This window comes from Dyadobacter sp. 32 (genome assembly GCF_902506755.1).
GTDB lineage: Bacteria > Bacteroidota > Bacteroidia > Cytophagales > Spirosomataceae > Dyadobacter.
Genome location: NZ_LR735258.1, coordinates 5821069 through 5846527 on the forward strand (window position 1 = coordinate 5821069; position 25459 = coordinate 5846527).

At 44.7% G+C, this 25459-nt stretch carries 24 protein-coding genes; 10 read left to right on the plus strand and 14 right to left on the minus strand.

Annotated elements, in window-relative coordinates:
• Positions 1–104 precede the first annotated feature (104 nt).
• The 6 genes from DYADSP32_RS23875 to DYADSP32_RS23900 all read right to left on the minus strand — a co-directional run bounded on the left by DYADSP32_RS23875 (position 105) and on the right by DYADSP32_RS23900 (position 5518).
• On the minus strand, positions 105–2339 hold the full coding sequence (locus tag DYADSP32_RS23875) for a TonB-dependent receptor domain-containing protein (RefSeq protein ID WP_149240411.1): 2235 nt from the start codon (positions 2337–2339) through the stop codon (positions 105–107).
• An 85-nt stretch (positions 2340–2424) separates the two neighbouring features.
• Positions 2425–2892: an HYC_CC_PP family protein gene (locus DYADSP32_RS23880; RefSeq protein ID WP_149240410.1), complete on the minus strand. Its 468-nt coding sequence runs from the start codon at positions 2890–2892 to the stop codon at positions 2425–2427.
• 88 nt (positions 2893–2980) lie between these two features.
• Positions 2981–3190 (minus strand): hypothetical protein, encoded by a 210-nt coding sequence (locus tag DYADSP32_RS23885; protein ID WP_149240409.1) that lies wholly within the window; start codon positions 3188–3190, stop codon positions 2981–2983.
• Between the two features lie 93 nt (positions 3191–3283).
• Positions 3284–3856 carry a Uma2 family endonuclease gene (locus DYADSP32_RS23890; protein ID WP_149240408.1) on the minus strand — a complete coding sequence of 191 codons (573 nt, stop codon included), beginning with the start codon at positions 3854–3856 and terminating at the stop codon, positions 3284–3286.
• Positions 3857–3940: 84 nt separating this feature from the next.
• Positions 3941–5104, minus strand: coding sequence for an alginate lyase family protein (locus tag DYADSP32_RS23895; RefSeq protein ID WP_149240407.1), 1164 nt, complete (start codon positions 5102–5104; stop codon positions 3941–3943).
• 75 nt (positions 5105–5179) lie between these two features.
• Positions 5180–5518, minus strand: coding sequence for a tRNA-binding protein (locus DYADSP32_RS23900; protein WP_149240406.1), 339 nt, complete (start codon positions 5516–5518; stop codon positions 5180–5182).
• A 105-nt stretch (positions 5519–5623) separates the two neighbouring features.
• Here DYADSP32_RS23900 and DYADSP32_RS23905 point away from each other — a divergent pair, with 105 nt between their 5' ends.
• Positions 5624–6724: a lactonase family protein gene (locus DYADSP32_RS23905; protein ID WP_149240405.1), complete on the plus strand. Its 1101-nt coding sequence runs from the start codon at positions 5624–5626 to the stop codon at positions 6722–6724.
• Positions 6725–6819: 95 nt separating this feature from the next.
• Here the strand turns inward: DYADSP32_RS23905 and DYADSP32_RS23910 are convergent, their stop codons facing one another.
• Positions 6820–8217 (minus strand): thioredoxin-like domain-containing protein, encoded by a 1398-nt coding sequence (locus DYADSP32_RS23910; protein WP_149240404.1) that lies wholly within the window; start codon positions 8215–8217, stop codon positions 6820–6822.
• A 98-nt stretch (positions 8218–8315) separates the two neighbouring features.
• Here DYADSP32_RS23910 and DYADSP32_RS23915 point away from each other — a divergent pair, with 98 nt between their 5' ends.
• The gene (locus DYADSP32_RS23915) at positions 8316–9089 is read left to right on the plus strand and encodes a YdcF family protein (protein ID WP_149240403.1); all 774 of its coding nucleotides are present in this window, start codon (positions 8316–8318) and stop codon (positions 9087–9089) included.
• Positions 9090–9240: 151 nt separating this feature from the next.
• Here the strand turns inward: DYADSP32_RS23915 and pfkA are convergent, their stop codons facing one another.
• Positions 9241–10215, minus strand: a complete 975-nt coding sequence (gene pfkA, locus DYADSP32_RS23920; RefSeq protein ID WP_149240402.1) for a 6-phosphofructokinase — start codon at positions 10213–10215, stop codon at positions 9241–9243.
• 319 nt (positions 10216–10534) lie between these two features.
• Here pfkA and DYADSP32_RS23925 point away from each other — a divergent pair, with 319 nt between their 5' ends.
• The gene (locus DYADSP32_RS23925; protein ID WP_149240401.1) at positions 10535–13021 is read left to right on the plus strand and encodes a YfhO family protein; all 2487 of its coding nucleotides are present in this window, start codon (positions 10535–10537) and stop codon (positions 13019–13021) included.
• 93 nt (positions 13022–13114) lie between these two features.
• Complete coding sequence (locus tag DYADSP32_RS23930) at positions 13115–13948, plus strand: ThuA domain-containing protein (RefSeq protein ID WP_149240400.1); 834 nt, start codon at positions 13115–13117, stop codon at positions 13946–13948.
• Positions 13949–13988: 40 nt separating this feature from the next.
• Here DYADSP32_RS23930 and DYADSP32_RS23935 read toward each other — a convergent pair whose 3' ends face one another.
• On the minus strand, positions 13989–14408 hold the full coding sequence (locus DYADSP32_RS23935; protein WP_149240399.1) for a response regulator: 420 nt from the start codon (positions 14406–14408) through the stop codon (positions 13989–13991).
• A gap of 285 nt (positions 14409–14693) precedes the next feature.
• Between DYADSP32_RS23935 and DYADSP32_RS23940 the strand changes: the two genes are divergently transcribed.
• Positions 14694–15791 (plus strand): L,D-transpeptidase family protein, encoded by a 1098-nt coding sequence (locus tag DYADSP32_RS23940; RefSeq protein ID WP_414618008.1) that lies wholly within the window; start codon positions 14694–14696, stop codon positions 15789–15791.
• Positions 15792–15801: 10 nt separating this feature from the next.
• On the opposite strand, the gene DYADSP32_RS23945 is transcribed toward DYADSP32_RS23940, so the two are convergent.
• Complete coding sequence (locus tag DYADSP32_RS23945; RefSeq protein ID WP_149240397.1) at positions 15802–16518, minus strand: murein L,D-transpeptidase catalytic domain family protein; 717 nt, start codon at positions 16516–16518, stop codon at positions 15802–15804.
• A 325-nt stretch (positions 16519–16843) separates the two neighbouring features.
• On the opposite strand from DYADSP32_RS23945, the gene DYADSP32_RS23950 reads away from it, so the two are divergent.
• From DYADSP32_RS23950 to DYADSP32_RS23960, 3 genes are read left to right on the plus strand one after another with little or no spacing between them, the layout of a single operon-like run.
• Positions 16844–17068, plus strand: coding sequence for a hypothetical protein (locus DYADSP32_RS23950; protein ID WP_149240396.1), 225 nt, complete (start codon positions 16844–16846; stop codon positions 17066–17068).
• A 33-nt stretch (positions 17069–17101) separates the two neighbouring features.
• Positions 17102–17626, plus strand: a complete 525-nt coding sequence (locus DYADSP32_RS23955) for a YfiT family bacillithiol transferase (protein ID WP_149240395.1) — start codon at positions 17102–17104, stop codon at positions 17624–17626.
• 52 nt (positions 17627–17678) lie between these two features.
• Positions 17679–18038, plus strand: coding sequence for an MmcQ/YjbR family DNA-binding protein (locus DYADSP32_RS23960; RefSeq protein ID WP_149240394.1), 360 nt, complete (start codon positions 17679–17681; stop codon positions 18036–18038).
• 17 nt (positions 18039–18055) lie between these two features.
• Here the strand turns inward: DYADSP32_RS23960 and DYADSP32_RS23965 are convergent, their stop codons facing one another.
• From DYADSP32_RS23965 to DYADSP32_RS23980, 4 genes are all read right to left on the minus strand, one after another.
• Positions 18056–19279, minus strand: coding sequence for a carboxypeptidase-like regulatory domain-containing protein (locus DYADSP32_RS23965; RefSeq protein ID WP_149240393.1), 1224 nt, complete (start codon positions 19277–19279; stop codon positions 18056–18058).
• 96 nt (positions 19280–19375) lie between these two features.
• Positions 19376–19729: a DUF4174 domain-containing protein gene (locus tag DYADSP32_RS23970; RefSeq protein WP_149240392.1), complete on the minus strand. Its 354-nt coding sequence runs from the start codon at positions 19727–19729 to the stop codon at positions 19376–19378.
• Between the two features lie 45 nt (positions 19730–19774).
• Positions 19775–21259, minus strand: coding sequence for an SDR family oxidoreductase (locus DYADSP32_RS23975; RefSeq protein WP_149240391.1), 1485 nt, complete (start codon positions 21257–21259; stop codon positions 19775–19777).
• 102 nt (positions 21260–21361) lie between these two features.
• Complete coding sequence (locus tag DYADSP32_RS23980; protein WP_149240390.1) at positions 21362–22144, minus strand: GDSL-type esterase/lipase family protein; 783 nt, start codon at positions 22142–22144, stop codon at positions 21362–21364.
• Between the two features lie 721 nt (positions 22145–22865).
• Between DYADSP32_RS23980 and DYADSP32_RS23985 the strand changes: the two genes are divergently transcribed.
• Both DYADSP32_RS23985 and DYADSP32_RS23990 read left to right on the plus strand, forming a co-directional pair.
• The gene (locus tag DYADSP32_RS23985) at positions 22866–24374 is read left to right on the plus strand and encodes a hypothetical protein (protein WP_414618009.1); all 1509 of its coding nucleotides are present in this window, start codon (positions 22866–22868) and stop codon (positions 24372–24374) included.
• 147 nt (positions 24375–24521) lie between these two features.
• Positions 24522–25454, plus strand: coding sequence for a DNA adenine methylase (locus tag DYADSP32_RS23990; protein ID WP_149240388.1), 933 nt, complete (start codon positions 24522–24524; stop codon positions 25452–25454).
• The last annotated feature ends 5 nt before the right edge of the window (positions 25455–25459 follow it).

Sequence of the window (25459 nt, forward strand, 5' to 3'; positions counted from 1 at the left end):
CAGTGGATCGAATTCAACTTCAAGGCCTTTGTTGGATACTTCCTCCATGCCCTGTTCCGCGAGCCCCGATCCCCCTGCCCCCTGCCCCGTACCCCTGCCCACATCTATCTTATAATCTTAAACCGCATTCCGGCATAAATCATTCGGCCTGCGACTGGTCCCCAGACCATCCCTGCGTCAAAGTTCCTGCCAAACGGATCCGTTGCGCCCATAATTGGATTCTTTTGACGGAAGTTGTTCAGGTTTTCACCTCCCAGATAGATGTCCCATTTTGGAAAAGTTCGGGTAATTTGCGCATTCAGATTGAAAAATGAGGGAGTCATGCCCGTCTCCACCACAGGTATCGGGTTGTGCTCTGCGTGCTCGTCCGGTCGCGCCATGCTGGGTAATCTCCTTTTTCCGTTCCATTGTATTGTGCCGTCAAACTTCCATTTGTCGTAGGGCAGGGCATAACCTGCATTGAACAATATCCTGTCTCGATTCACCATCATTCTGGGTAGCAGTTGGCTTTGGTTATATTCGTCGGTAACCGATTGTTTTACGTCAAATAGCCGATAAGCCAGTTTTAATTCCAGCCTTTTCAACGGTGTCGCGTTTACTTCGGCCTGGAAGCTGTTCGCGTAGGCTTTTCCTCTCAGGTTGTAAAAACGGATGTACTGTGGATTTTCCATGTCGGCTACCAACTGATTTTCAAAGCGGGTATGGTAAAAATCGACGATCATGTTGCCTTTCAGATTGCCCAGATTCCACTCCCGGGTAATGCTGGTACCGTAATTCCAGGAACTTTCGGGTTGAATATTTTCAAGAAAGGAGACGGTGCGCGAGCTAACCAGATTGCCATAATACTCCGCCAGCGGATTGGCCACCCGGAAGCCCCTCCCGACAGAGGCGCGCCAGATGGTCTGACTGTTTAAATTGTATTTTAAATGTAACCTTGGTGTCCATTGTGCTCCGTAAAGATTGTGCAGATCCACTCGCCCGCCCGCAACCACTACGAATTTGTCCATGTTATTGTAAGTGTACTCAAAAAATGCCCCAGGTACCGATTCCAGCCTGTTGAGGTTGATATTTTTGTACAATTCGCCATAGTTGTCCAGCAAGTAGCTGAGTCCTGCTTTGTAAGTGTGGTTGGTGTTTCCGATAATCGACTGATAGATCAGGTTCCCGTAAAGGGTATTTTGCTTCCCGTCATAATTGGAAAGCCCGAAGTAAGATTTAGAGTCGTAAACCGATGCACTCATGATCAGGCCAAGTCCTTTGTAAGGCTTACTTGGGAACAATCGGGCAATTTTGGAGAAAACCTCATAACGTTTTATGTCGGCGCCAAAACCGTAAGCTTGCGTTGTACCTTTCATTTCAGGACGGAAGCCGGTTTGTCCGCCGGTTCTATCTTCATAAAGTGCCTTAACGCCAAACTGAGCCACGACTTTCTCGCTCTGGTATTTCCATCGGTTTACGGCATTCACCTGGGTATACAGGGGCATATCCAGAAAACCATCTTTGTTTTGATCCACACGGTTGCGAAGCGTGCTACCGTGAGTTAAAAGCCCCGTGCTCCATTTTTTGTTGATCTGGTGCGCCAGGTTCAGGTTTAGCTCGGTCCGGCCAAAGTTATTGACGTACGTGTTGAAATAAACTTTTTCATGTGTATCCGGCTTTTGCAATTCTACGTTTATTTGACCGGTCATGGCTTCATATCCATTCACAACCGACCCGGCTCCCTTGCCTACATCAATGGACTGGATCCACGTGCCCGGGACAAAATTGAGGCCAAATGTGGTGGATAACCCTCGGATCGACGGGATGTTCTCCACGTTGGTCTGGATATAAGTTCCGTTCAGACCCAGCATCTGAATCTGTTTGGCACCTGTTACAGCATCGCTGTACGACACAGAAACGGAGGCGTTGGTTTCAAAGCTTTCCGAAAGATTACAGCACGCAGCTTTTGCCAGAGCACGTGTGGTGATGATCTCCGTCTGATGAGGAGAAAGTCTGTCAAGGGAGCCAGTGCCCGCAGTGATGGTAACCTCTTTTAGGGTTTGGTCGCTTCTTAACACCACCCGAAGGTCGTTCTCTGAGCCAATGTTAACTGTGTCGTTTTGAAATCCGACAAAGCTGATCACAAGTTGGCTGGCATGGGCAATTCTGGGAATACTGAATTTTCCGCTGGTATCGGTTGCTGTTGCCTGCGTACTGCCTAGCCAGTAGACATTCGCGCCCGTGAGGGGTTTGAGAATGGTGTCGCCGGGAATTTGCTCATAAACTGAGCCGCTGATGCGCTGTGCCGAGGATGGTGCAGAGATTAGCAGCAGGATTGTCCCAATAAAATATCTTAACATGATGTAATAACATGGATGAAAAAAGTTACTCAGCTCCGTGGTTTAACAGCCAGGGAACGAAATTAAAGTTTTAAAAATCAATGTATTATATCAGGAATGACTGCACAAAAGAGCACATGCTTCGCCCATGAAAGAGCGATGAGAAAGAGATTGGTTTTTCAGGAATGGTGTTGGACGCTGCATGACTCCATTGAGGAACAAGAAACGAAAAAGAATGCACAGACCAGAGCAGATCGCCGGCAGACGCTTTCATGATCTTGATCAATGACGAACCATGTGAGGAAAGCGCATCGACTTTTTCAAACTTTTGACTGTCTTTACAGCAATCGGTTTTTTTGAAATAAGTACCTGTTGATTCGTTAAGTGCTTTGCGTTTTGCGCAGCATGAGGATTCGACTTTCTTTTCGCAGCCGTTTTCTCTTTTTTCTGAAAGAAACTTAACGGAATTCCCGCGCATCATGCACGCGTGTTCCATGAACCCGAAACCAGTACTGCTAAGCAGAACCAGCAAGGCCATAAACACGGTGATTGATCTGTGAAGTCTGTTTTTCATTTCTAGCGGTTGGCTGCCCGGTGAATTGCCTTGTTTTACGTTATGCGGGTGAAAGGTACTCGCTTCTATTCCACAAAGTTACTGTATCTTAACTGATTTCCTGAGCGATGTAGCCGGCTTTTTTCACGAGTGCGGTCACTTCATCAGCCGACTCATTGGTAGTTACGGTTAAGATACGATCCGCACTTTCCAGATCAACCTGCCAATTTTCGATATTTGTGTCGGCATTCAGAAAGGGTGTTACCGTTGCTATGCAGCCACCACATTTGATATTTGTCTTGAATTTTAGAGTTTCCATGAAGGCTTGTTTTAATGCAATACAAAGGTCGTCACTAAAACCCTGGGGACATTACAGAATTAGAAGTTTGTGTTGCAGAGTTTTGGGATTCCGCTAAGCGGGTAACTCAACATGATTGTAAATATCGGTCAGGCGGATGGTGCATGCACTAATCAGGACGTTTTCATCCTTATCAGAATAAGTATGACTCAACCATTCGGCTTCGCTCAATTTTTTAATCACCTCAATTTTTTTTGTCCTAGAGGAAACCAGCACATATTCCCTGAACGACGGAATCGTTTTGTAACAGTCAAATTTTTCGAGCCTGTCATAGCTTTCCGTAGATTCTGAAAGTACTTCAATGATTATTTCCGGGTTTTCCAGCGCATCCAGGCCTTTAGGCGTTTTTTCATAGATGGGTGTTTGGCATACAATCACCAGATCGGGGAAGGTGTATTTGTCACAGCTTTCAACTTTTATAAGCTGATCACTATTGTAGACCACACATCCCTTAGCTTTTAAACAAAAAACCAATTCGCTGATCAGGTTGGAGGCAATAATATTATGGGTAGGCTGAGCCCCGGCCATGGCCACAATTTCTCCGCCATGGTACTCCAGCTTTATCTCAGAATTTGCCAATCGGTCAAAATATTCTTCGCGGGTCACGAGCGTGGTGGTTTGCATCATTGAGTTGTATTAGGATGAAGTGTTATTCAAATTTAAGGTTAACCAGCTAAATATGCAAAAGGGCAATTTTGAGGAGGTAGAATTTCAGTCCAGCCAGATCACCGGATTTCGTACAGGCAGATTCCTGATCACTTCTTCGACTTTTGGCGCGTGGTCAAGTGAGGTCCAGGTGTCCAGCCATTTCCGATTTTCAAATTCCCTGGCACCAAACACCAGGAATGGGTGTGCTACCGGCCAGTTTTCCCAATACATGACATCGGGCTTCAAAGGCCATTTGCTTTTGTCGGTTGTAAAGGGATAAAGATATTCGATTCCCTTTCTGATCTCTTTCCCATCAGCGGTTCGGAATTGCCAGATGTTGTCGTCCCCGGTTGATAAGATCTGACAGATCATCACCATCGCGTCCAGATTGAAAAGCGAATAACCGTAAGGCTTCGTCCGTTTCAATTCAAGCGGGAAGCTTCCGTCAGCCGCCATCTGACTGGGAAGCAATACCGTTTTATACCTGTTTTTACAGAATTCAAGTATTTGTTTGTTGCCGGTCAGCGAGGCAAAAGATGCAACCTGCATCACCCAGCATGTGCCATGGTTGTTTTTGGCTTGCATTTCATCTTTTCCATACGGGTGCGTGGTGAGCCAGTCCGTGTAATCGGCAAACCACTTTTTGGAGGCAACGAGCTGATTTTGGTTAATCGTTCCGGCTTTTTCCATGACTTTGATTGCCTGGGCAACTTCCATCAGATGAATGGTATCGATAATGCCGATTCCCCGCCCTGTAACTTTCCCTTTGATAGCCTGAGCGTATAGTAATGAGGGATTCATTCTGGTATCGGGGTTTACAAACCAGGCGTCGATGTGTTCGAAGGCCTTGGTAACATACTCTTGATCACCCGTGATTTTATAAGCCGATGCAAGTGCACCCACGATCCGGCTGAAACGGATCATGGCCAGGCGATGTGCCACAAAATTTTCAGGATTGGTAAGCCCGTCCCGCTGTATGTAAGGTCCGGTTGGATTCAGGGAGTCTGGCCACCAGTAGTCACCTTCGGAATAGAAGTCGTGCTTCGTGCCTGCGCTACGCGGGCAATGCTCGGCTGTGACCGTGACCGGCTGTTCCTGCAACGCCTGGCTTGCTTCGCTGAGGATCTGCGCTCTCAGGGTTTGCATTATTTCTTTACTGAACTTCCCCTGCTGTGCGAAAGCGGCAAAGGAATAAAGTATTATAATTGTCGTTAGCCAGTTTTTCATGGGGTAGTCGGGGATGTCGGGAGCTATTGTTTATATGGTTGACTGCAAATGACTGGCTAGTCCCTGAAAACGGAATTATGCCAGCCGCGTCCCGTTGGGCACTGGAAAATCAGGCGAGGTAAGAATCACTTCACCGTCAGGCAAGACAAATCCGGTAGTAAGCACTTCGGATTGGAAATCGGCAATTTGCTTAACCGGGAAATTTACGACGCATAAAACCTGTTTGCCAAGAAGCATGTCTTTGGAATACCTGTGGGTGATCTGCGCTGAACTTTGTTTGATGCCTATTTCATCGCCCAGGTCAATCCATAATTTAAACGCCGGTTTTCTCGCTTTGGGAAAATCCTCGACACGGATGATTGTTCCTGCGTGCAACGCTACCTTTTCGAAATCTTGCCAGGATATGATGCTCATTTGCTTGAATTGATGTTCTCTAAGATGTCCTGATTAATTATTTACATTATAATGCTTCAGTCTGGGGCTTTTACTGAAATTACTTACCAGGAAATTATTGATCGTATGAAAAAGATTATTCTAGCAATACTTGTTTTGGCTGTTGGTTCCCGATTTTCGGCGTATGGTCAGAAATCCGCCGTTTTTTATCTGGGTACCGGCGACAAGGCGGAAAATTCAGTGATTACACTTTGCGAACTCAATTTATCCAACGGGCAGGTCACAAAGATAGATACATTTTATAACCCCAAAGGTCCAGGCTATCTGGCTATTTCGCCCAACAAAAAGAACTTATATGCAGTTTCCGGAGCTAATACCATCACGGCGTATGGGATTGAGGCGGACAAAAAATTAAAAATGATCAACAGTCAGAGTTCAGAAGGGCTGAATCCCTGCCATGTTTCTGTGCATCCTTCGGGCAAAATGGCTTTTCTGGCAAACTATACGGGGGGGAGTTTCTCGGCTTACACCTTAAAGCCCGACGGAACGTTGAACGCCCCGGCTTACACCGAGCAGTACGAAGGAGCCGGGCCTAATACCAAGCGTCAGGAGAAGGCACATGCACATTACGTGGCATCAAGTCCGGATGGCAAGTACGTGTATGTGGTGGATCTCGGGAGCGACAAGGTGATGAACTATGTTGTTGATGTAAAATCGGGTAAACTTACGAGCAATCCTGCGCAGCCATTTTTCTCAGCAAAACCGGGGTCGGGACCACGTCATTTTGCGATGCACCCATCCGGTAAGTCGCTGTTTCTCTTGAATGAGCTCGACGCCTCGCTCACCGCGTGCGCTGTAGATAAGCAAGGCGTTATTACCGAATTACAAACTTATCCCACCGTTCCGGCAGGCCTTACAGGTAATACCAGTTCGGCCGTTCATCTGCACCCCAACGGAAAGTTTGTATATGTTTCCAACCGGGGACATAACTCCATCAGCGCATTCAGGATCCTTGCTGATGGCAGGCTCGAAAAGGTAGATGAAATAACAAAGTCTATATCCATTCCAAGGGATTTTAATATTGATCCATCAGGCAAGTTCATGATCGTGGCCAACCAGAATACCGACAATCTGGTGATTTACGATGTGGATGGCAAAACCGGAAAGCTCACTTTCCGCCAGGAGAGTATCGCAGTGAAGGCACCAATTTGCGTAACATTTTTCTGAGAGAATTTTGCTTCGGGTTGTGGATTTAACACCTAAGCCATCAAAAAAGCCCTGTGGATTGGTTTCACAGGGCTTCTTGCGCAAAATAGACTGGTCTACAACTTTTTGACCTGCTTGTTTCTGTAATAATTCAAAAAGTCATCCAGCTGATCCACCGGCATTTTCCTGGCTATGATTTTTTTGTTTTTATCCAAAATGTATATCGTTGGTGTGGTGACAACATCAAATTTACGGTTGAAGTCGTATTCTTTCAGGGTGTCGAATGTGTTGGTTAATTCTTCCAGGTGATAGGTGGTCAGGAAAGACTTCCATTCCTCCATATTATGTTCGGTGGAAATGGTAACCACCTTTACACCGTTTACCTTATTTTTATCATAAAAGTCCTTCAGTTTTGGCGCGGATTCTTTACAGTGACCGCAGGTAGGGGCATAGAAGAATAGCACCGTGTAGTTGGCGGGAATCGCCTGCACATTCACTTTTTTACCCAACGGGTCGGCGAGCGTAAGAGCGGGGAAAGTCTTGTTTACAAGAAGTGGTTTGAGCGTATTGACTTTATCGGCGATTTTTTTCTTTGTTTCATCCGATACGCCCATCTGGCCCGCCAGATAATATTTTTCGGCCAGGTGCACCCATAAGTCTTCCGTACCGACCGTTTTGGGATTTTCGTATTGGTTCGCCAGATAGAAAACCACAGCAGACTTGATCTCTTCGTTTACTGACGCTTTTTTTATAATCCAATCTGCCTCTTTGATCAGGGAATCCGGCGTTTGCACCACCAGATTTTTGATGTACCGATCCAGTTTAGGCTCGAGAAAGGGTGTACGCCTAATCCTGGGGTCAGCGAAATCAAACGAATCCCAATAGTGAGCTTTGTAATAATTGAATACCCAAAGTGAGTCCGTTTTCCCATTGGCCAGTTTGGGTGCTGTGGGAATCTCTGGGTCTGAAGACATGTTCAAGAGTTGAACTGCGAAGGTATTTGCGTTATCTTTCAGGAATTTTTCACGGTATTGCTTAAATCCGTCCCGGAGCTCTTTTATTTTTCCCTCGTTTTTGGTTTTTTGCAACCCCTCTACTTCCTTTTCCCTTTTGATAATTTCATTTTGAAAGGCGTAAAAAATCTCATTTTCCTTCGAACCTGTCACTTTCATGTTGGCAATGATATCGGAGGTATCGGTAGACATTGAAAACCGGGGCTCCTTTCCAGAATATATAAACTCTATCCAGCGACCATTTCCTGGAAACAGTATCACGTAAAGTCCTCCTGGCAGGTCTTTAGTCCCTTCGAACACCATCTGGCCGTTTGCATCCGCCCTGGCGGTGTCCTTTGGAATAAATGCAGTGCGATTTCTGTCGTAGTGGCCAATAATAAAAGTGGAATCTTTGTATCCATTGATGGTGGCTTCAATCCGATAGCTTTGAGAGAGCGCGGCATCAAAGAGTCCAACGGTGCACAACAATGTCAGGAATAATATGCGGAAAGGTGTGTTCATTTGAAAATAACAAGTTATCTATGTACTGTTTGATATAGTGCCAAATCAGGGAGGCAAATTTATACTGAAAACGATTATTTTTATCAGCTCTTATCCAAATGTTTTATTTTCTTTCCAAAACCATCGATTTTCTCGTAATGCCTTACAGTATGGCTTTTTTGCTTATCCTGTATTCGCTAATTACCAGGGACTTGAAAAGAAAACGGAAATCAGTGGTGGCAGGTTTGAGTATTCTTTTTGTGATCTCAAACACCTATCTAATAAATAGAGCATTCCTTTGGTGGGAGCCAAAATCTGTAAGTATAAGCTCATTGGAAAAGACGTATGACGTTGGTGTTGTGCTGTCTGGCGGGTTGATTAATGTTAGCAGCTTGAGGCCTGATCACGTGGAATTGGGAGCGCAGGCCAATCGGTTTTACAGTGCGTTTTTACTCTACAGGGCTGGTAAGATCAGAAAAATTCTCATTACCGGGACAAGTCCGAAACCAAATATGGATGCCGGGAAAGGGGAGGTGATGCAGGCCCGGCAGATACTGATGCGCTGGGGCATTCCCGGGCATGATGTAATTATTGAAGAAAAAGCGCGTAATACGAGAGAAAACGCAGTTTTTTCTGCAAAAATTATCCGGGATAAGTTCTCACCGGAAAAAGTGCTGCTGATCACATCCGCCTACCACATGCGCAGATCCATTCAATGTTTCCGCAAGGTGGGTATCCAGGCCGACTATTATCCGTGCGATTTTTATGCCATGCGTGATTCGCAGAAATGGAAAGATTTCATTATCCCCAGTGCGGATACGGTGGGTTATTTCGACCTGCTCTGGCATGAATGGATTGGATATATTAGCTATAAAGTAATAGGCTATTGCTAGGCTGACCGCGGTAAATGGCTAATACAAACCGCATTCATGCAGGTTCTCCCAATCAGGTTTCCATCATTTGCAGGCTTCGGGATTTAGGGGACAAATCCTGGGGTTGTGATTGTCCAAAGCAACTAGTGCCTTGGACATGCGACTGAACAGCTCAGACGCTAAGTATTTTTACCATTCTCAATAAATCCTCGTTAATCGGCTTTGGAAGGCGAATCGTGTCTTCAAAAGGAGTATATACCAGCTCGTTGTTGATGATACCCGCCATTACATTCTTTTCGCCGGCAAGCAATCCTTCTACGGCTCCCAGTCCCAGCCGGCTTGCCAAAATACGGTCATAGGCAGATGGTGGTCCTCCGCGTTGGGTATGTCCCAGGGTTGTTACACGAATATCAGCGTTTTCGTCTACCTGTGATTTTATTTTTTCCGCCACTTCCAGTGCGCTTCCCTCACCGTCACCTTCTGCTACTACAATAATCGACGACGATTTCGAGCGGCTCCATCCTTGTCTGAGGGTTTCTACTACTTCCGAGATCGGCGTAAGCACCTCCGGCACCATCACAAGCTCAGCACCACCCGCAATTCCGGATTGTACGGCAATGTAGCCAGAGTCACGTCCCATCACCTCAATAAAAAATATCCGGTCATGCGAACTAGCTGTATCGCGGATTCGGTCGATCGCATCCAGTGCCGTGTTTACAGCCGTGTCAAACCCAATGGTGTAATCTGTACCGTAAAGGTCGTTGTCTATAGTACCCGGCGCTCCTACCGTTGGGATCCCATACTCGTTGCCAAAGATCATTGCTCCCGTAAACGTACCATTTCCTCCGATCGCTACAAGTCCTTCTATGCCATGCTCCATCAGGTTTTCATATGCTTTTTTGCGGCCTTCGGCAGTGACAAACTCCTTACTCCGGGCGGATTTCAGTATAGTTCCACCACGTTGCACGATGTTACTAACCGAATGAGATTCCATTTTATAAACATCACCGGCAATCATTCCACTATAACCTCTTCGTATACCGTAAACTTCAATTCCATGGTACACGGCGCCTCGAACAACCGCCCTGATGCAGGCGTTCATACCAGGTGCGTCTCCTCCTGAGGTGAAAACTCCAATTCTTTTCATTTATATATCGGGTTACTAAATATCAATTTTGGGTACAGTTCGTTTTTCGACTTAAAGGCACAATTTCTGCAAATTTATCGGGTATTTTCCTAAATTATGCGACCTATTTAGCAATTCTATTAAAAAAATACCAAAATAAGATTCAAATTTAACATCTTAAACCTATCTCAATACATCTATATTTGCGCCTGTTAATGAAAATTTAATGTTTAAAATGACACTTCCTTTTCACTATTGTGATTGAAAAGTCATATTTGTAGTCAAATTCAAACCCAAAACCGATCTTCGTTTAAAGACTCGTTTGCTTAATATTAATAAAATGAAAAATCTGATCACGTGGCAGCGTATCTGGCCCCATCTCGTAGCCGTAATTGGTTTTATAATCTTGTCTGTGACCTACGTTTCCCCTGTACTTCAGGGTAAAAAGTTGAACATGCATGATGACAAACAGGCCAAAGCAGCGGCAAGAGAAGTAGTGACCTATCACGAGAAGACCGGGGAATGGTCGGGCTGGACCAACAGCATGTTTGCCGGAATGCCAGCATACATGATAGCCAGCGACTATCCCACCAGTATATCCACGAAGCTGGGGCAGGGGATCAACAAACTTTTGCCCGCTCCGGCCAACTATCTGCTTATCGCTTTGATCAGTGCTTACATCCTGTTTCTGGTTCTTGGGTCCGGAAGCGGTCTGGCAGCTCTGGGCGCTATCGGCTTTGCTTTTGCCTCATTTAATCTGATCAGCCTGGAAGCCGGGCACGTTTCGAAGGTCATTGCAATAGGTTATGCCCCCGGCGTACTCGCGGGGGTTCTGCTTGCCTTTCGGAAGAACTGGCTGGTAGGCGCGGCGGTGACGGCACTGTTTCTGTCCCTGGAGCTTTATGCCAACCACGTACAAATTACCTACTACCTGGGCATAGCCATCGTTGCTCTGATGATCGCAGAGGGGTATGCGCTGATCAAAAACGGGGAGACCAGAAAACTGGTACTGGCGGTGGCCGGACTAGGATTTGCAGCGGCCATTGCGGTCAGCAATCATACCACACGTCTGTGGAACGGCTACGATTATACTAAGGAAACAATTCGAGGAAAACCTGAGCTTACCCCACCTGCGGGAACTCCGGTGGAGACCAATCAGAATGGTCTTGACAAAAGTTATGCATTCAACTACAGTTATGGCCTGGCCGAAACCCTTACGCTGCTGGTACCCAATATTTATGGTGGAGCGTCATCTGGTGCACTTTCTGCCTCGTCCGAAACCTACAAGGTACTTGCCAATCGGGGAGTGGATGCGGCTACCGCCCAAAGTATTATCAAGGGACTACCTCTTTACTGGGGTGATCAGCCTCAGACAGGAGGGCCCGCCTATGCAGGCGCGATCATTTTCTTTCTGTTTGTATTAGGATTATTTATCGTAAAGGGTCCATTGAAATGGTGGACGGCCGGATTGGTTGTGTTGTACGTGGTGTGGGCATGGGGTAAAAATTTTGCCGCCGTTAACTATTTGTTTTTCGATTATTTCCCGATGTACAATAAGTTCAGGGCGGTGACGATGACCCTTGCGCTGGGACAACTGATGATGGTGGTACTTGCCATCCTGGCCCTTAACAAAATTATCAGAAAAGATATTCAGTGGAAAGAGTTGCAGCGTCCGTTTATGATCAGCTTGGGCATTGCCGGTGGGTTAAGCCTGATCCTGGCTGTAATGGCCGGTGTGTTTTTTAACTTTCAATCTCCATCAGATGTGCATACGGCGGCCAGCTTTTCTCAGTTGGCCAATGATCAGGCATTTGGACAGCAAATTGTCAATGCGCTTGTTTCGGATCGTCAGGGCATGGCGCAGGGCGATGCCTTTCGCAGTTTGATTTTTATCGTGCTTGCAGCCGGCTTGATCTGGCTCTGGATGAATGACAAGATCAAACCTCTCATTCTTTACACAGCTTTTATCTCATTGATGATCTTTGATACTTTCAGTGTTGACAAGCGTTTTCTGAATAACGAGGATTTTGTAAGCAGCTATGCCGTTGAAAACAGCAGCACGGTATCTCCCGCCGATGAACAGATTCTCAGAGACCCGGATCCGGATTATAAGGTGCTGGATCTGTCGGCGCAGCAGGGTCCATTCAATAGTGCAGAAGCTTCTTACTTTCATAAATCATTAGGCGGTTACCACGGGGCCAAGCTTCGCCGATATCAGGAGTTGTTTGAGCGTCAGATTGCGAAGCAGAATGCGAATCCGGGCATTTTGGCCATGTTGAATAATAAATACATGATCTCTGTGGATGAAAAGGGAAATAAGGTTGCCATCCCTCAGCCCGATGCTTTGGGGCATGCCTGGTTTGTCAGCAGCTATCAGGTGGTAGCCAATGCCGATGCAGAAATGGCTGCACTGGATTCCTTAAAGCCAAAAGATGAGGCGGTGATTGACAAGCGTTTTGCAGACAAGCTGAAAGGACTGACCTTACAGCGGGATTCGACAGATAAGATCAGCCTGATTACTTACAAACCCAACGAGCTTACATACGAAAGCAGCTCCCGAAGTGAAGGTCTCGCCGTATTCTCCGAAATTTACTACAACGTGCGGGATGAATGGAAAGTAACCATTGACGGCAAACCGGCAGATATGGTACGTGCCAACTATGTACTGCGCGCGCTAAGGATTCCGGCAGGCAAGCATACGGTTGTATTCAAATTTGAGCCGGTCTCCGTAGCAGCGGGCAGTAAAGTCGATCTGGTCAGTTCAGTGCTTTTGATAGCGCTGATCGCCGGGGCGGTATTCGTCTCCGTAAAAGGGAAAGCTTCATAGGCTATCATATCAAATGTTCAAAAAAGCTGGATAGCGCTGACTAAACTCAGTTTATCCGGCTTTTTTTAGATTGTTTACAGTTTCAATCATCGTATGTCACTACTCCGCCGAAGGTTTTTCTGGGTACATCTGTTGGTATTGAGCAGCTGTGGCATAAAAGCGCAACAATCCGCTCCCAAATTCCGGGTCATTGCTTTTTTTACAGGCAAAAATGATAAAGCACATGTTAGCTTCGTAGGAGAGGCTGTAAGGTGGTTTCCTGAAGTTGCCAAAGAAAATAACTTTGCATTTGACACCACCAGCAATTGGAGTAACATGAATGCCAGCTATCTGGCCCGGTATCAGGTAGTGGTGTTTCTGGATACCCGGCCTGAAAAACCAGAGCAAAGGGAGGCATTTCAAAAATACATGGACAATGGCGGAGCGTGGATGGGATTTCATTTTGCAGCTTTTGCCCTTACGTCATCCATGTATCCGCAGGACTGGCATTGGTATCATGATACTTTTCTGGGTTCCGGTCAATACAAAAGCAACACCTGGCGACCCACATCCGCAATATTACGGGTGGAAAACAGGAGACATCCAGCGACGAAACAACTGCCTGTCACATTCCAGTCTTCGCCCAATGAATGGTATTGCTGGGAGAAGGATTTAAAAGCCAATAAGGATATTGACGTGCTGCTCTCCATAGATCCTGCAAGTTTTCCCCTTGGAACTGGCCCCAAGGTGCATGAGATATGGCGTAGTGGGTATTATCCGGTTGTCTGGACCAATAAAAACTACAAAATGATCTACCTCAATATGGGTCACAACGATATCGATTACGAAAATAAGACCAACAAGGAGTTGTCATTTACGCTCGTAAATAAGGTCCAAAACACAATCATTACCGAGGGACTCCTGTGGTTGGGGAATACAGGCAAATAGGGTCGTAGGGGGCGTGTTTTGTCATCATAGAAAAGCCCCGTTACTTATTGGGATGCAGGCAACATTGCCAATACTCAATAATCAGCTTGAACTGACGTGTGAACTCTTTGAAATTAGTCTCTTTCTTAAAAAAGCCCTGTATGGTTGCGGTGTAAGCAATTTTTACGATTTCGGAGGCGCCCGATGTACTTACAAAAACAAATGGAATGGCTTTTTGTTTTAAATACTCATTCTGCTCAATTCGGTCCCGTAATTCCAGACCATTCATCACCGGCATATTGACATCGCAAAAGATCAAAAACGGTTGATCTGCTGTATGCTGTAAATAGTGTAAAGCTTCCAGCCCATTTTGGAAAATGATCAGCTTGTTGGGTACTTCCAATTCTTCGAGCACGTTTTTGATCAGGAACTGATCGTCCTCATCGTCATCAATTAAAATAATAGGGCCTTTTGCTGACATTCCTGTAACAGGTTTAAAAAACTCCGGAAAGTTACTCAACAATTTCTCTTTCAGAAAATCTCAGTAGGAAAGCGGGCTTGTGCAATGGCTGTAACCAGGTGGTTTATTTCTGATTTTCCTTTTAGTAACGGAAAAGCCGCGGCTAGCACGACAATTGTATATCTTTTACAAACAACCAATTTTGAAATGCGACTAACCAAACAATCTCACCATAGCCAATTTGTTTTATGCTGTGTTTTATTTTCATTCATGCTTTTACAAGCCTGTCAAAAGAAATCCAGCGAAATGACCCGGGACGAAATTGAAAAGAAATTGAGTGGTAAAAAAAAGTACGGGGCCATTCTTGAATATGCTAAGAAGGCGGGTATAGACATTGGTAAGTTTTCCGGAACGCAGGGTCAGGTACCCATATTTGCCTTGCTGGAAGATCTGGGATTCGGTCACAAGCCCAATTTAAGATACACTGAAAAGAAAATGCAGGCAGATACCCATGCGATCCGCCGGGTTGCCGAAGCGCTTGTTACAGGCGAAGCAGTTGAAAATGCAATTGGAAAACTAGAGCCGGTATATCCGGTTTATCAAAACCTTAAAAAGCACTTTGAACGTCTAACCTCTGAAAATAAAGCCGACAGTGCCGCCCTCGTTAAGGAGTCGTTGAATGCCTACCGATGGATACACAGGCAGTCCAGGCATGCACCCCGGATGGTGATCGTCAATATTCGTGGCGCGTACCTGACCGGAATGGATTCAGTGGGAAAAGATGTGATCACCATGCGGACCGTGGTGGGGAAAATGGATACCCCAACACCCACGATGGATTCTTACGCAACAAGTATCGTTACACATCCGTACTGGAACGTTCCGAAGAGCATTGCGATCAAAGAAATGTTCCCCAAGGCGCAAAATGACAGGGACTATCTGGTTAAAAACAGGATTGAGATCATTGATAACAAAGGAGAGGCTGTGGATCCCGACGACATTAAGTGGGATGAGCTCACTGCTGAGAAATTTCCCTATCGCTTTCGCCAGGAAACCGGGGAGGATAATTCATTAGGGCTACTGAAAGTGGAGATCAAAAACCCCCTGGCTATTTACCTGCATGATACCAATGCCCGCTATCTGTTTGCATCGGATCAGCGGTGGAGAAGCCATGGCTGTGTACGGGTGCAGCGCCCCACCGAACTGGCTAATTACATGGCGGGTACCGAATTGCTTAGCAGTGATTTTCTTACCGAACCTGATACCGTTTCGGTTCCGCCTAAGTGGCATAAGCTCGAGCAGCGGATTCCCGTATTTCTGCTCTATATGGGGGCGGATTGTAATGAGAAAGGGCAACTGCTCTATTTCAACGATGTATACCGGCTAGGAGCTCCAAAGGTATGAGCCTCGTATTCTAAATGATTTCAGCAATGAGCCCCGATTGTTTGAAATACTTCTGATCCATTGAATAAATAAAGAGGCCGGCTCCATTGTACAGCATATTAATCAGCTTTTTGGAGTCGGCAATGGATACAGCCGGACACCCCAGGCTCCTGCCCAGTCTGCCCGTGTTCTTGATGAAATCTTCGCTCACATAGTCCGCTCCGTGCATCACAATGGCCCTTTGCATGGCCCGGTCATTGATGCCTTTCTCCACACCTTCCAGTTTGAGAGACAGGCCATGTTTACCCTGATAGGTGCCTAGTGTCCTATAAAATCCCAGACTGGATTGAAAAGACGACTCCTTATTCGAGAAACTTTTTGCGTACTCCTGCCCTGAATTTCTACCATGTGCAACGTATGTATTCAGGAGTAATTTTTTTCGAAGTACATCAATGACATATAGTCGTTTTTTGCAGGAAGACTGACTGAAATCGGCAATGGCCATGACGGGATTCTGTAATTTCATTTTTTGAAAGCCATACCATGCATATTTAAAAGCAGTTTGCGACAGTCCTTGACGGGCCAAGCCCAGCGAATCGTAGAGTGATATCCACTCTTCCTTTGGCTGTGCAAATTTTTTGTCGACTCTTATCGTATCCGGTGTGCTTGTTACAAACGGGTTGATCCGGTTGAACCCTAATGAAACGCTTAACGCTATAATTAATAAAACCGCCTGAGCCTTTTTCATTTACATTTATTTTGTTGCGAATATATTCATAAGAGGACCGCAGAAGTCACTTGGGGAAAACGCGTAAACATGCGTTTAAGTTGTTTGCGTTCAGGAGATTTCTCTCCGAAGGGTTGCGTTGGGTAACAGCCGGTTATATCATATTGGTTCCGTTTCAACTTTTTTATCTCCCGTTATCGCACCATCTGCTTTTGTTGTATATTTGTTTTAGTGAGTTTTACAGCGTTTTGCAAACATTTTGGATCTTTGCAAAATTTGATGATTTAGCTTTTCATTTTAAGCATGCCAACCATCTGAAAGCAGGATTTTCACTTATTTTTTACCCATGAGTACAAATAACAAGAAGGGCGCCGAAGAGACCGGAGCGCCGGAAGAAAAAAAAGTAGTGCTGGAAACCATGCTGGAAGTGGAGGAGGAGGTATTGAACAAGCTCGAAAAGTCGAAGTTTCCGAACTCCGTGCATGAGAACGCGCAACGGACAGAGATCATCATCGCGAAGAAGATGAAGGTAGACGTGCTTAAGGACCGGATTGATGAGATTAATGAGTAACAAAGACCAGTAGTTGTACCGAAGTATAATAACATGAGTGATTCCAGATACCCGATCGGGCCTTTCGTTTTACCAGAAACTTTCAGTAGTACAGATCTTGCGCAATGGATCGGAGAAATTGAGACGGAGGCTGCTTCTTACCGGTTGCTTACGGAAAAATTGACAGATGTTCAACTTGACAAAACATACCGGGATGGAAGCTGGAATGTCCGGCAGCTTGTTCATCATGTGGCGGATATACAGTTTTTGCATTATTTGAGAATGAAAAAGGCACTTACCGAGCCTGACCGGGGGGATACCACACTGATCAATATGGATGGCTGGGCCGTGTTGCCCGACTCGGTTACGGATCCCATAGCCGGTTCGCTGCAAGGTTTGGAAGGTGTCACCCAGCGCTATGTAAGTCTTGCGCGAGGGCTTACGGAGGCTCAGCTTGCTTTGACTTATTTTCATCCGCTAAGGAAAATCTGGTTCAACCAGGGACAGGCTCTTGCTATGTCATCCTGGCATTTAAGGCACCATTTGGCGCATATCAGGATCGCACTGAGCAGGACCTAGAGGCCGATTTTGCAGATCCGATTTTAGAACGCCCATTTAATCATCCGACGTTTTGAGTATCTATTTCTCGCCTTATCTCCATTTCATTAGAAACGTAGCGCATACACTTCCGGGCGTGACGGAAAAGTTGTGTTTCGACACGCCGGCTTTTTATGCTGGTGGTAAATTATTTGCCAGATTGAAAGAAGATGGGGAGACGCTGGCCATTAACACAGAAGAAAGGGATAAATGGATGGGAGCCGAGCCGGAAACCTTTTTTATCACCGATCATTACCTGAACGCCAAATACATGTTGATTAATCTGGGATTGATAGATCAGCCCACGCTCACGCAACTACTCGTGCAGGCCTGGAAAAACCGGGCATCCAAAAAGCTGCTGAAAATGTATGATGAACAGGCTACGGAAGGGTAGGGTATGGCAATAAGCCACTAGTTTTCGTCCGGGAAGTAGTCCAGTGGCAGCATGTCTCCGACCTTTTCCCAGCCCCAGTACCCTTCTAATAGCAAACCAAGCGGTTCGGAAATGCTTCCCGATGGATCCAGAAATACCTGATCATCGCGCAAAAAGATCACGGAGGTTTGAAAAGCGGGCTTCCGTTGCCTGAGCATATTGCCTGACAAATAGCCCGGTTCCTCCTTCTCCCCGGTGTACACGATCAGGAAATATCCTTCGAAGCTCATGCTGATTTCCTCCCCGGTCATTTGCAGGTAATCGGAATAGGGTACCCGGGCGCTATCTACGGATTCTATGATTTTAGGTAAACTGGCCTTCGATAAAATAATATTGAGCGGATCGTTTTCATCGAAATCCTTCGTTCCGCCTCTCATTTGTAGTTGTTTTCTTGCCTCCGCCAGCTGTTCTTCGGTCGGCCGGTTGGGATTGGGTTTTCTGATCAGTCTCCTCAGGTTAAAACCTTCCTCTTCCAGTTTTTTCTGCCTGAGAGTCCGCACAAAATGCATGACCGAACCGTTGTACGCTATTCTACGGTTTTTGTTCCATTGTTTTATTTTTGACTTGCCACCCGTTTTTAATTCGAATCCGGGATAGCCGAGAAATGACACATATTTTTCGTTAAAATCATATACAAATTCGACCAGCAGGTAGGTTATCATGTAGCCTAGCCTGGGATTATCGATCATCAGCAGATCGTTTGCCGTCACTGTCAGTTTATTTGATTTTTCGTCATACACAATGATGAGGGTCTCCGGGTTAAGCAGTTTGCAATTTTGAGCGACCTCACTTTTCCCAAGAAAATTATCTTTAAATATTTCCAGATTATGGTACCAGTCAGGATCCCGTTTTGCCTTGACCGACACTACATTGAGCGTTTCTGCGGTCGGGATCAGTTTGAAGAGCACCGGATTGATTGGTGTGCTACGTGCAGCAGGGATTTCCAGGGGGTAAATTAGGGGGCCGTATCCCACCATCGTTACCGCCACCTCGTATTTGCCCGGGCTTAAGGAAATCACAAAAGCGCCTTTCTCATCGGTAATCGCTCCGGCGGTGGTATTCGTGATAAATATGGTGACAAATTCGAGTGGTTTTCCAGTCTGTTCATCCACCACTCTGCCCCTGAATTCCTTCTTTTGTGCATTCGCCAGTACAGCGGTCAGTAGAAAAAATAGGAAGGAAATTCTGCCAATTGTAAACATGCGCAATGACGGGGTTCAATTTTATCCATGCAAGTTTAAAACTAAAATTTTAGTTATTCGAATTTGGGATAAAAAAGTTTGAGAAAAACAAAAGGCTCATTCCTTTTTCATCTCACTACGGCGCATCGGCATGGCGTCGATCAGGCCGAAAAGTGTCGAAGCAGAAACAGGGAGGACCGAGCGGTATTTCTCACCCCTGTCTCTGCCAATAAGAATAAAGGTGAAGGAAGAGTCCGGATTTATTTTATTCTTTTGCCACTCGGAAGCTGTTTCAGATGTGTACAGAAAGGACCTGATCTCGATATCTCTTTCTGCTACACCCGGCTTGTGTTTTTGTAGCTCCGCCATTTGCAGGTTATAGGCCGTTTTTCCATTGTTGGTGTAAAAAAGCAGAACTTGTCTGGGTTGATCGGCGATCATAGAAAAGAGTAGAATGAGGAGCAGTTTCATTGTTTTAAGGCGTAAGATATTGACTAATTGTGTCCATCATTAAGGTCACAGCTGCTTTTTGGCCAACTCCGCCGGAAGTACCTGGTCCGCTTTGTAACGCATCACATTGGTGGCCATGCCATCGAAAACAAAAAAATGAAATGGCAAAACCGAGTACCAGTATAGCCTGCCCAGCAGTCCTTTGGGTCGAAATGTTGCCGTTTGCTGAAGATACGGTTTCCCTTCCTTTTCCACGATCCTGAATTCCAGCCAGGCTTCGCCGGGTAACTTCATTTCTGCATACAAAAGCAAACGCCTGTTTGGTTTGTCGGCTGCGAGTACACGCCAGAAATCCAGCGTATCACCGGTGTAAATGGAATGTATGTTGGTACGTCCACGGCGCAGACCCACCCCGCCCACCAGCTTATCCATGAAGCCACGTATCTGCCATAGCCAGTCGCCATAATACCAGCCACGCGTTCCGCCAATAGACCAGATATTTTCCAAAACCTGATCCACGCTCACCGTTATTTCTTTCAGCCGTTTATCTGTAAAGCACCCATCTTTTGGAATGCGGATATGCTCCACCATGTAACTGTTGGCGTAGCTGGACACAAAGGAATCTTTCCAGCTGGAAACCACATTGTTCTGTTCGATTTTTTGAAACGCCAGTGACACCGCTTCTTTGTATGAAATAGGCATAATGCCCAGCAGTTTTTCAAGATCATTGTTTTCCGGAACCACTTCTACCTTCATGCTGTGCACCAGGTTGGAGGCCAGTTTGAACGATGTTGAGGTTACAAAATAAAGCCAGTAGGACGACAGCTTTGGCGTCATCACGGGTACCGTCAGAATGTACCGTTTCAACCCTCGTATTTCGGCAAATTGCAGGAGCATTTCTTTGTAAGTAAGCACCTCCGGTCCGCCCACATCGTACGATTTGTCGAATGTTTCTTGCTTCATCAAAACCCCCGAAAGATATTCGAGGATGTTGCGGATGGCAATCGGCTGGCTTCTGGTATTGAGCCATTTGGGGGTGATCATGACGGGCAGCTTTTCCACCAGATCGCGGATGATTTCAAACGAAGCGCTTCCCGATCCCACAATAATTCCCGCCTTGATGACCGTAAGCGGAATGTGACTTTTTCCGAGTACCTCCTCTACTTGTTTTCGAGAGGCCAGGTGTTTGGACAGGGCCTTGTCGTTGGTAATCCCGCTCAGGTAAATGATCTGTTTCGCCTGGGTTTGCCTTACAAATCCGACGAAATGAGCGGCCGAAATCTCTTCCATTTGTTTGAAATCCCCCGTATCCGAACTCATGGAATGGATCAGATAATAGGCCGCGTCTATATCCTGCACCGCCCCTGCCATCGGAACCTCTTTAAGAAAATCCGCCTCGAAAACCGACACCCCCGGCTGACCATACACACCGGACGTGGGGAACCGATTTTTATCCCTCACACAGCACACTACCTCATGCCCCTGTTCAAGCAGCACAGGCAGCAGCCTTTTACCAATGTATCCGGTAGCACCCGTAAGCAGGATTTTCATAAATTGAGTTGGATTTAAATATTACAATGATAACGAAAAGAATTGTTCCAAGCCCTTTCCCCATGCCCCTTTCCCCAAGCCCCATGCCCACCGCCCCATGCCCTAAAGCACAGCCTTCCCGATCGCCTTACCCCAATACGTTCCCAACACCTGCACACCCGCTTCATTGGGATGCAGATAAAACGTACCGGCTTGTCCGTTCTCGGGCTTGAACAACTCCACCGCATTTTTTTGGAAATGTTTAAATGCTTTCGTATCACCTTTAAAAACCCGTCCCGGTTGCGAAGTCTTGTATTCCGTGATTAACCCGTCAATTTCCGGAACGTAGCTCTTCATCCTTTCCAGGCCTTCTTTCAGGTATTTGGAACGGTTGTAGGTATTCTCACTATACCAGATCGGGTGATGTAGCACCACCTTGCTGCCCGGATATTTGGCCAGCAATTCCGAAATGATGGTTTGCATATTTTGCTTGTACTGTTCCTTCGAAACCGGCGAGCCGTTTGGCCCTTCAATGGCGCTGTCGTTCGTGCCCAGCTTTATAGAAAATACCAGTTGATGGTCTTTCAATTGATACAGGCTATCGGCAGCTTTCGTTGCCAGCACAAATAACTTCCCGCCAACAGTCTGACGCGACCCGGGCAGCCAGTCCAGCGTGGTAGAGCCGCTTTTGCCCACATTTACAAACACCACATCACCTGCTTTCTTTTTCGTTTTGAGGTAATTGACTGCATGCGTCGGAGGAGGGAACCCCTTGTCGCCGCCCTTACCCTGCGTGATGCTGTTGCCAATGAAGACAATGGAGAGGTTGGTTTTGTTTTGGGCCTGGAGGAGTGTTGAGGTGGTTAGGAATAGAGCGAGAAAGATTGCTGCAATGGTGGTTTTCATTGGATTTGGATTGATTGGAGATGCCTTGTATGTGATTATGGCGTCTTGTAGTGAAAGGGGATTGGGCGAAAAATATCCTTGTGTGGAGAATAAATATGATAATCTCGGCAAATTTGCGGAGAATAAGAACGTGTGCGGCTCATAATCAGGAGAATGAAGGAAGGTTTGCTCTGTCAGCTGGCCCATTAAATCAATGTGTTCATTTTTACAATATCTGGGCAGGATGAACCTTTATGTTCACAAAATGGACATATATCTTTAACGTGTCCATTTTTTTGTAAAATTTGAACATGTTCGACTTTTATGTCCAGAAAATGGTAATGGTCGGATGCGGTAGACATTACCACCCTTACAAAATATATGGACGAACTCGTCGCCGCGAAAATACTGACCCGCGAAGGCTGGGAAAGGAGGTTTATTATTTGAGTGAGGATTTGTTAAGGATTTTGCAGGGGCAGGGGGTTAGGTGGCTGAGAGGGATATTTCAGGATTTGAAAAAGTGCGTTCTCAGAAAAACTGGTGGTAGAAGGAGTACGGGCAACGTGTTGATTGATGAGGCTATTTTTTGCGAACTATCTTTTAAAGAATTAACTTTGACTTGATATTTTACAAAAACATTCTATATTACCGACGAAATTTACAAACCTCCATAAATGGCATGTATATAGATTATTCTACCTGGGAGTCCTACGAATACAGTTTGAACACGTTAAATCTAGATTTGAACAATCCAAGACTGAAATACAGGGGAGCTACATTAAATCAAACTCAGATTATTAAGTTTTTGATTGAGAAAGAAAAGGTCTACGAGCTAGCAAAAAAAATCTCGGAGGAAGGTTATTTTGTTGGTGAAGCGCCGATAATATGTATAGAAGATGAAAAAAAGATAGTCCTTGAAGGGAATAGACGCACGGCTGCTCTAAAAATATTACAAGATCCTACGAAATATTTACCAAAAGTCAAGGCGAACATTTTGCTTAAAACTATCAAGGCAAACAACTTCCCTGTTGATAAAAAACTAAATTGTTGGATATCTCCTAATAGGTTACTAGCTAATCCAATAATATACAGTAGACATAACGGAACATCCCTTGAACGGTGGAAAACCGGAAATCAATACGCATTTGTTGCAGAAATGTATTATGACCATGGTTTGTCAATAGAAAACATTTGCGAAGTATTAAATGTATCCAAGTCACGTATTATCAAGCCTTTAAAGACATATAACTTGTTTATTGAGGGACAAAATATGTTAGAAAAAGAAGCCGGTATTTTACTTGAAATTTCAGATTTCGACTTTACCAATTTAGAAAGATTTTATACTTATGAAGACGCTAGAATACTCCTTGGTATAGACTTTAATGATGATGATGGTGAGCTTATTATAAAACTTCAAAAAGATGAATTTGAAAAAAGATTGCTTGTAGTTTTTAAAAGACTTTTAGACTCAGAAAGATTTTCAAGAGATTTCAACAAGGACGACCAGAAAAAGCTTTACTTAGATGATTTAAGGAAAAATTCAGGCTTCGATCTTACAGTAAAAGGAGAAACACCAACTACAATTAGTAGAGGATTGAAAACAAAAAATAGTTTAGAGGAACAAAAAAATAAAACTACCACCAGAAGAAAACAAAATCAGGTTAAAAACAATAATTACAATTTCACAATATCAAAAGAAGTAAATATTGAATTTGACAATGACAAACTGAATGATTTGTTTTTTGAGTTAAAACAGTTGCCATTCGACAAAAAGTATTCATTTGCGATACTTCTCAGAACATATTTGGAGCAAGTACTATCGTATTATATCTCTCAAAAATCTCTTCTCTTAGTTATAAATACTAAAAACACTGAGGAAAAGAAAAAAAGTGGATCCGATAAGGTTGACCAGCTTATCGCGGCATTGAGTAAAGCTTATAAATTCGATAGGGATTTAGATAAAGAGTTGTTCATGAGAATTTTAAGATTTGACAAAGATCCCACATACTCTTCTTTAAGTCTTAAAACAATGCTCGACTTTTTAAAAAATCATGAGTTGCCCCGTCTGATTAATGATCCTGGCATGCTGAGAAATTTTGGACAGCAAATTGATAATATTAAAAATGAGCTGGACTTAGCAGTTCACAACATTCATACTATAATAGATTCCTCTCACAATAAAAGAGCGTGGAGCCATCTTCATCCTTTATTTACCGTGTTAAGTGACGAACTTAGGAAAGTTCCGGAGTAATATCCTTGCTAAAAAGGCGCCAAACGTTTAAGTTCGCCTATCATGTTTATACATAACGAGTTTGCTCAAATTTTTGGAGAAGAGGTTTAATCCTTAAAGCGGAATTAGTCTTCGCAAATCAGAAAGCATTGACAATAGCAAAATTTTGTGTTATGTTTACTACATTTATGCTCTAGTATCATTACCTTGGCTAATCTCAGAAACCACAGCCCTTTAAGATATCCTGGCGGTAAAGCCTGCTTAACCAACTTCATCACAGAACTAGCTGTTTTAAATGGCGTGCACGGTGGCGTTTACGTAGAATTATATGCAGGAGGAGCCGGGGCCGCACTAAATATGCTCTTTAACGGCATCTTCAGGAGTATACATATTAACGATTTTGATTATCATGTGTATTCTCTGTGGTACTCCATTTTGAACCATTCGGAGGATTTCGCTAGTCGCATAATCGAAACCGAGGTTTCGATTGATGAGTGGCACAGACAGCAAGTAATCTACAAACAGGGAAAATCAGCGAATATCATTGATCTTGGATTTGCAACTTTTTTCCTGAATAGAACTAACAGATCGGGAATAATTTTCAAAGCGGGACCTATCGGTGGAATTGATCAGACTGGAAGCTACAAAATTGATGTTCGTTTCAACAAGCATGATCTAATCCGAAGAATTCAAAAAATTGCTTCGTATCGTGACAAAATAAAACTTACAAATCTTGATGCTGTTGAAATCATTCAAAACATAAAAACACATCATACCACTACCGAAGAGATTTTTCTTTATCTCGATCCACCTTACTACAAAAAGGGCAAGTTCTTGTATTTGAATAACTATAATCATGCTGATCATCTGCGCCTTTCTCATGCGGTCAGCAATTTAACAGATATAAAGTGGCTGATTTCATATGACAATACCATAGAAATCAAAGAAATGTATAAAAATTTCAGGATGTCATCGTTTGATTTGAACTATACCTTGCAAAGCAAAAAATTTGGAAGTGAGTTGCTCGTCTTTTCAAAAAACCTTAGAACCAGCAAGAGCATTAAAGTTAATAGTCGAAGTAGTGAGTTAGTTTTACTCTGATAAGG

Bases quoted from the DNA above. Each gene is read 5' to 3' on its own strand.
- DYADSP32_RS23930 (WP_149240400.1), top strand. From the start codon at position 13,115: ATGTCACTACTCCGCCGAAGGTTTTTCTGGGTACATCTGTTGGTATTG.
- DYADSP32_RS23955 (WP_149240395.1), top strand. From the start codon at position 17,102: ATGAGTGATTCCAGATACCCGATCGGGCCTTTCGTTTTACCAGAAACT.
- DYADSP32_RS23950 (WP_149240396.1), top strand. From the start codon at position 16,844: ATGAGTACAAATAACAAGAAGGGCGCCGAAGAGACCGGAGCGCCGGAA.
- DYADSP32_RS23980 (WP_149240390.1), bottom strand. From the start codon at position 22,144: ATGAAAACCACCATTGCAGCAATCTTTCTCGCTCTATTCCTAACCACC.
- DYADSP32_RS23945 (WP_149240397.1), bottom strand. From the start codon at position 16,518: ATGAAAAAGGCTCAGGCGGTTTTATTAATTATAGCGTTAAGCGTTTCA.
- DYADSP32_RS23970 (WP_149240392.1), bottom strand. From the start codon at position 19,729: ATGAAACTGCTCCTCATTCTACTCTTTTCTATGATCGCCGATCAACCC.
- DYADSP32_RS23940 (WP_414618008.1), top strand. From the start codon at position 14,694: ATGACCCGGGACGAAATTGAAAAGAAATTGAGTGGTAAAAAAAAGTAC.
- DYADSP32_RS23925 (WP_149240401.1), top strand. From the start codon at position 10,535: ATGAAAAATCTGATCACGTGGCAGCGTATCTGGCCCCATCTCGTAGCC.
- DYADSP32_RS23890 (WP_149240408.1), bottom strand. From the start codon at position 3,856: ATGATGCAAACCACCACGCTCGTGACCCGCGAAGAATATTTTGACCGA.
- pfkA (WP_149240402.1), bottom strand. From the start codon at position 10,215: ATGAAAAGAATTGGAGTTTTCACCTCAGGAGGAGACGCACCTGGTATG.
- DYADSP32_RS23895 (WP_149240407.1), bottom strand. From the start codon at position 5,104: ATGAAAAACTGGCTAACGACAATTATAATACTTTATTCCTTTGCCGCT.
- DYADSP32_RS23975 (WP_149240391.1), bottom strand. From the start codon at position 21,259: ATGAAAATCCTGCTTACGGGTGCTACCGGATACATTGGTAAAAGGCTG.
- DYADSP32_RS23900 (WP_149240406.1), bottom strand. From the start codon at position 5,518: ATGAGCATCATATCCTGGCAAGATTTCGAAAAGGTAGCGTTGCACGCA.
- DYADSP32_RS23965 (WP_149240393.1), bottom strand. From the start codon at position 19,279: ATGTTTACAATTGGCAGAATTTCCTTCCTATTTTTTCTACTGACCGCT.
- DYADSP32_RS23880 (WP_149240410.1), bottom strand. From the start codon at position 2,892: ATGAAAAACAGACTTCACAGATCAATCACCGTGTTTATGGCCTTGCTG.
- DYADSP32_RS23935 (WP_149240399.1), bottom strand. From the start codon at position 14,408: ATGTCAGCAAAAGGCCCTATTATTTTAATTGATGACGATGAGGACGAT.
- DYADSP32_RS23910 (WP_149240404.1), bottom strand. From the start codon at position 8,217: ATGAACACACCTTTCCGCATATTATTCCTGACATTGTTGTGCACCGTT.
- DYADSP32_RS23885 (WP_149240409.1), bottom strand. From the start codon at position 3,190: ATGGAAACTCTAAAATTCAAGACAAATATCAAATGTGGTGGCTGCATA.
- DYADSP32_RS23875 (WP_149240411.1), bottom strand. From the start codon at position 2,339: ATGTTAAGATATTTTATTGGGACAATCCTGCTGCTAATCTCTGCACCA.
- DYADSP32_RS23915 (WP_149240403.1), top strand. From the start codon at position 8,316: ATGTTTTATTTTCTTTCCAAAACCATCGATTTTCTCGTAATGCCTTAC.
- DYADSP32_RS23905 (WP_149240405.1), top strand. From the start codon at position 5,624: ATGAAAAAGATTATTCTAGCAATACTTGTTTTGGCTGTTGGTTCCCGA.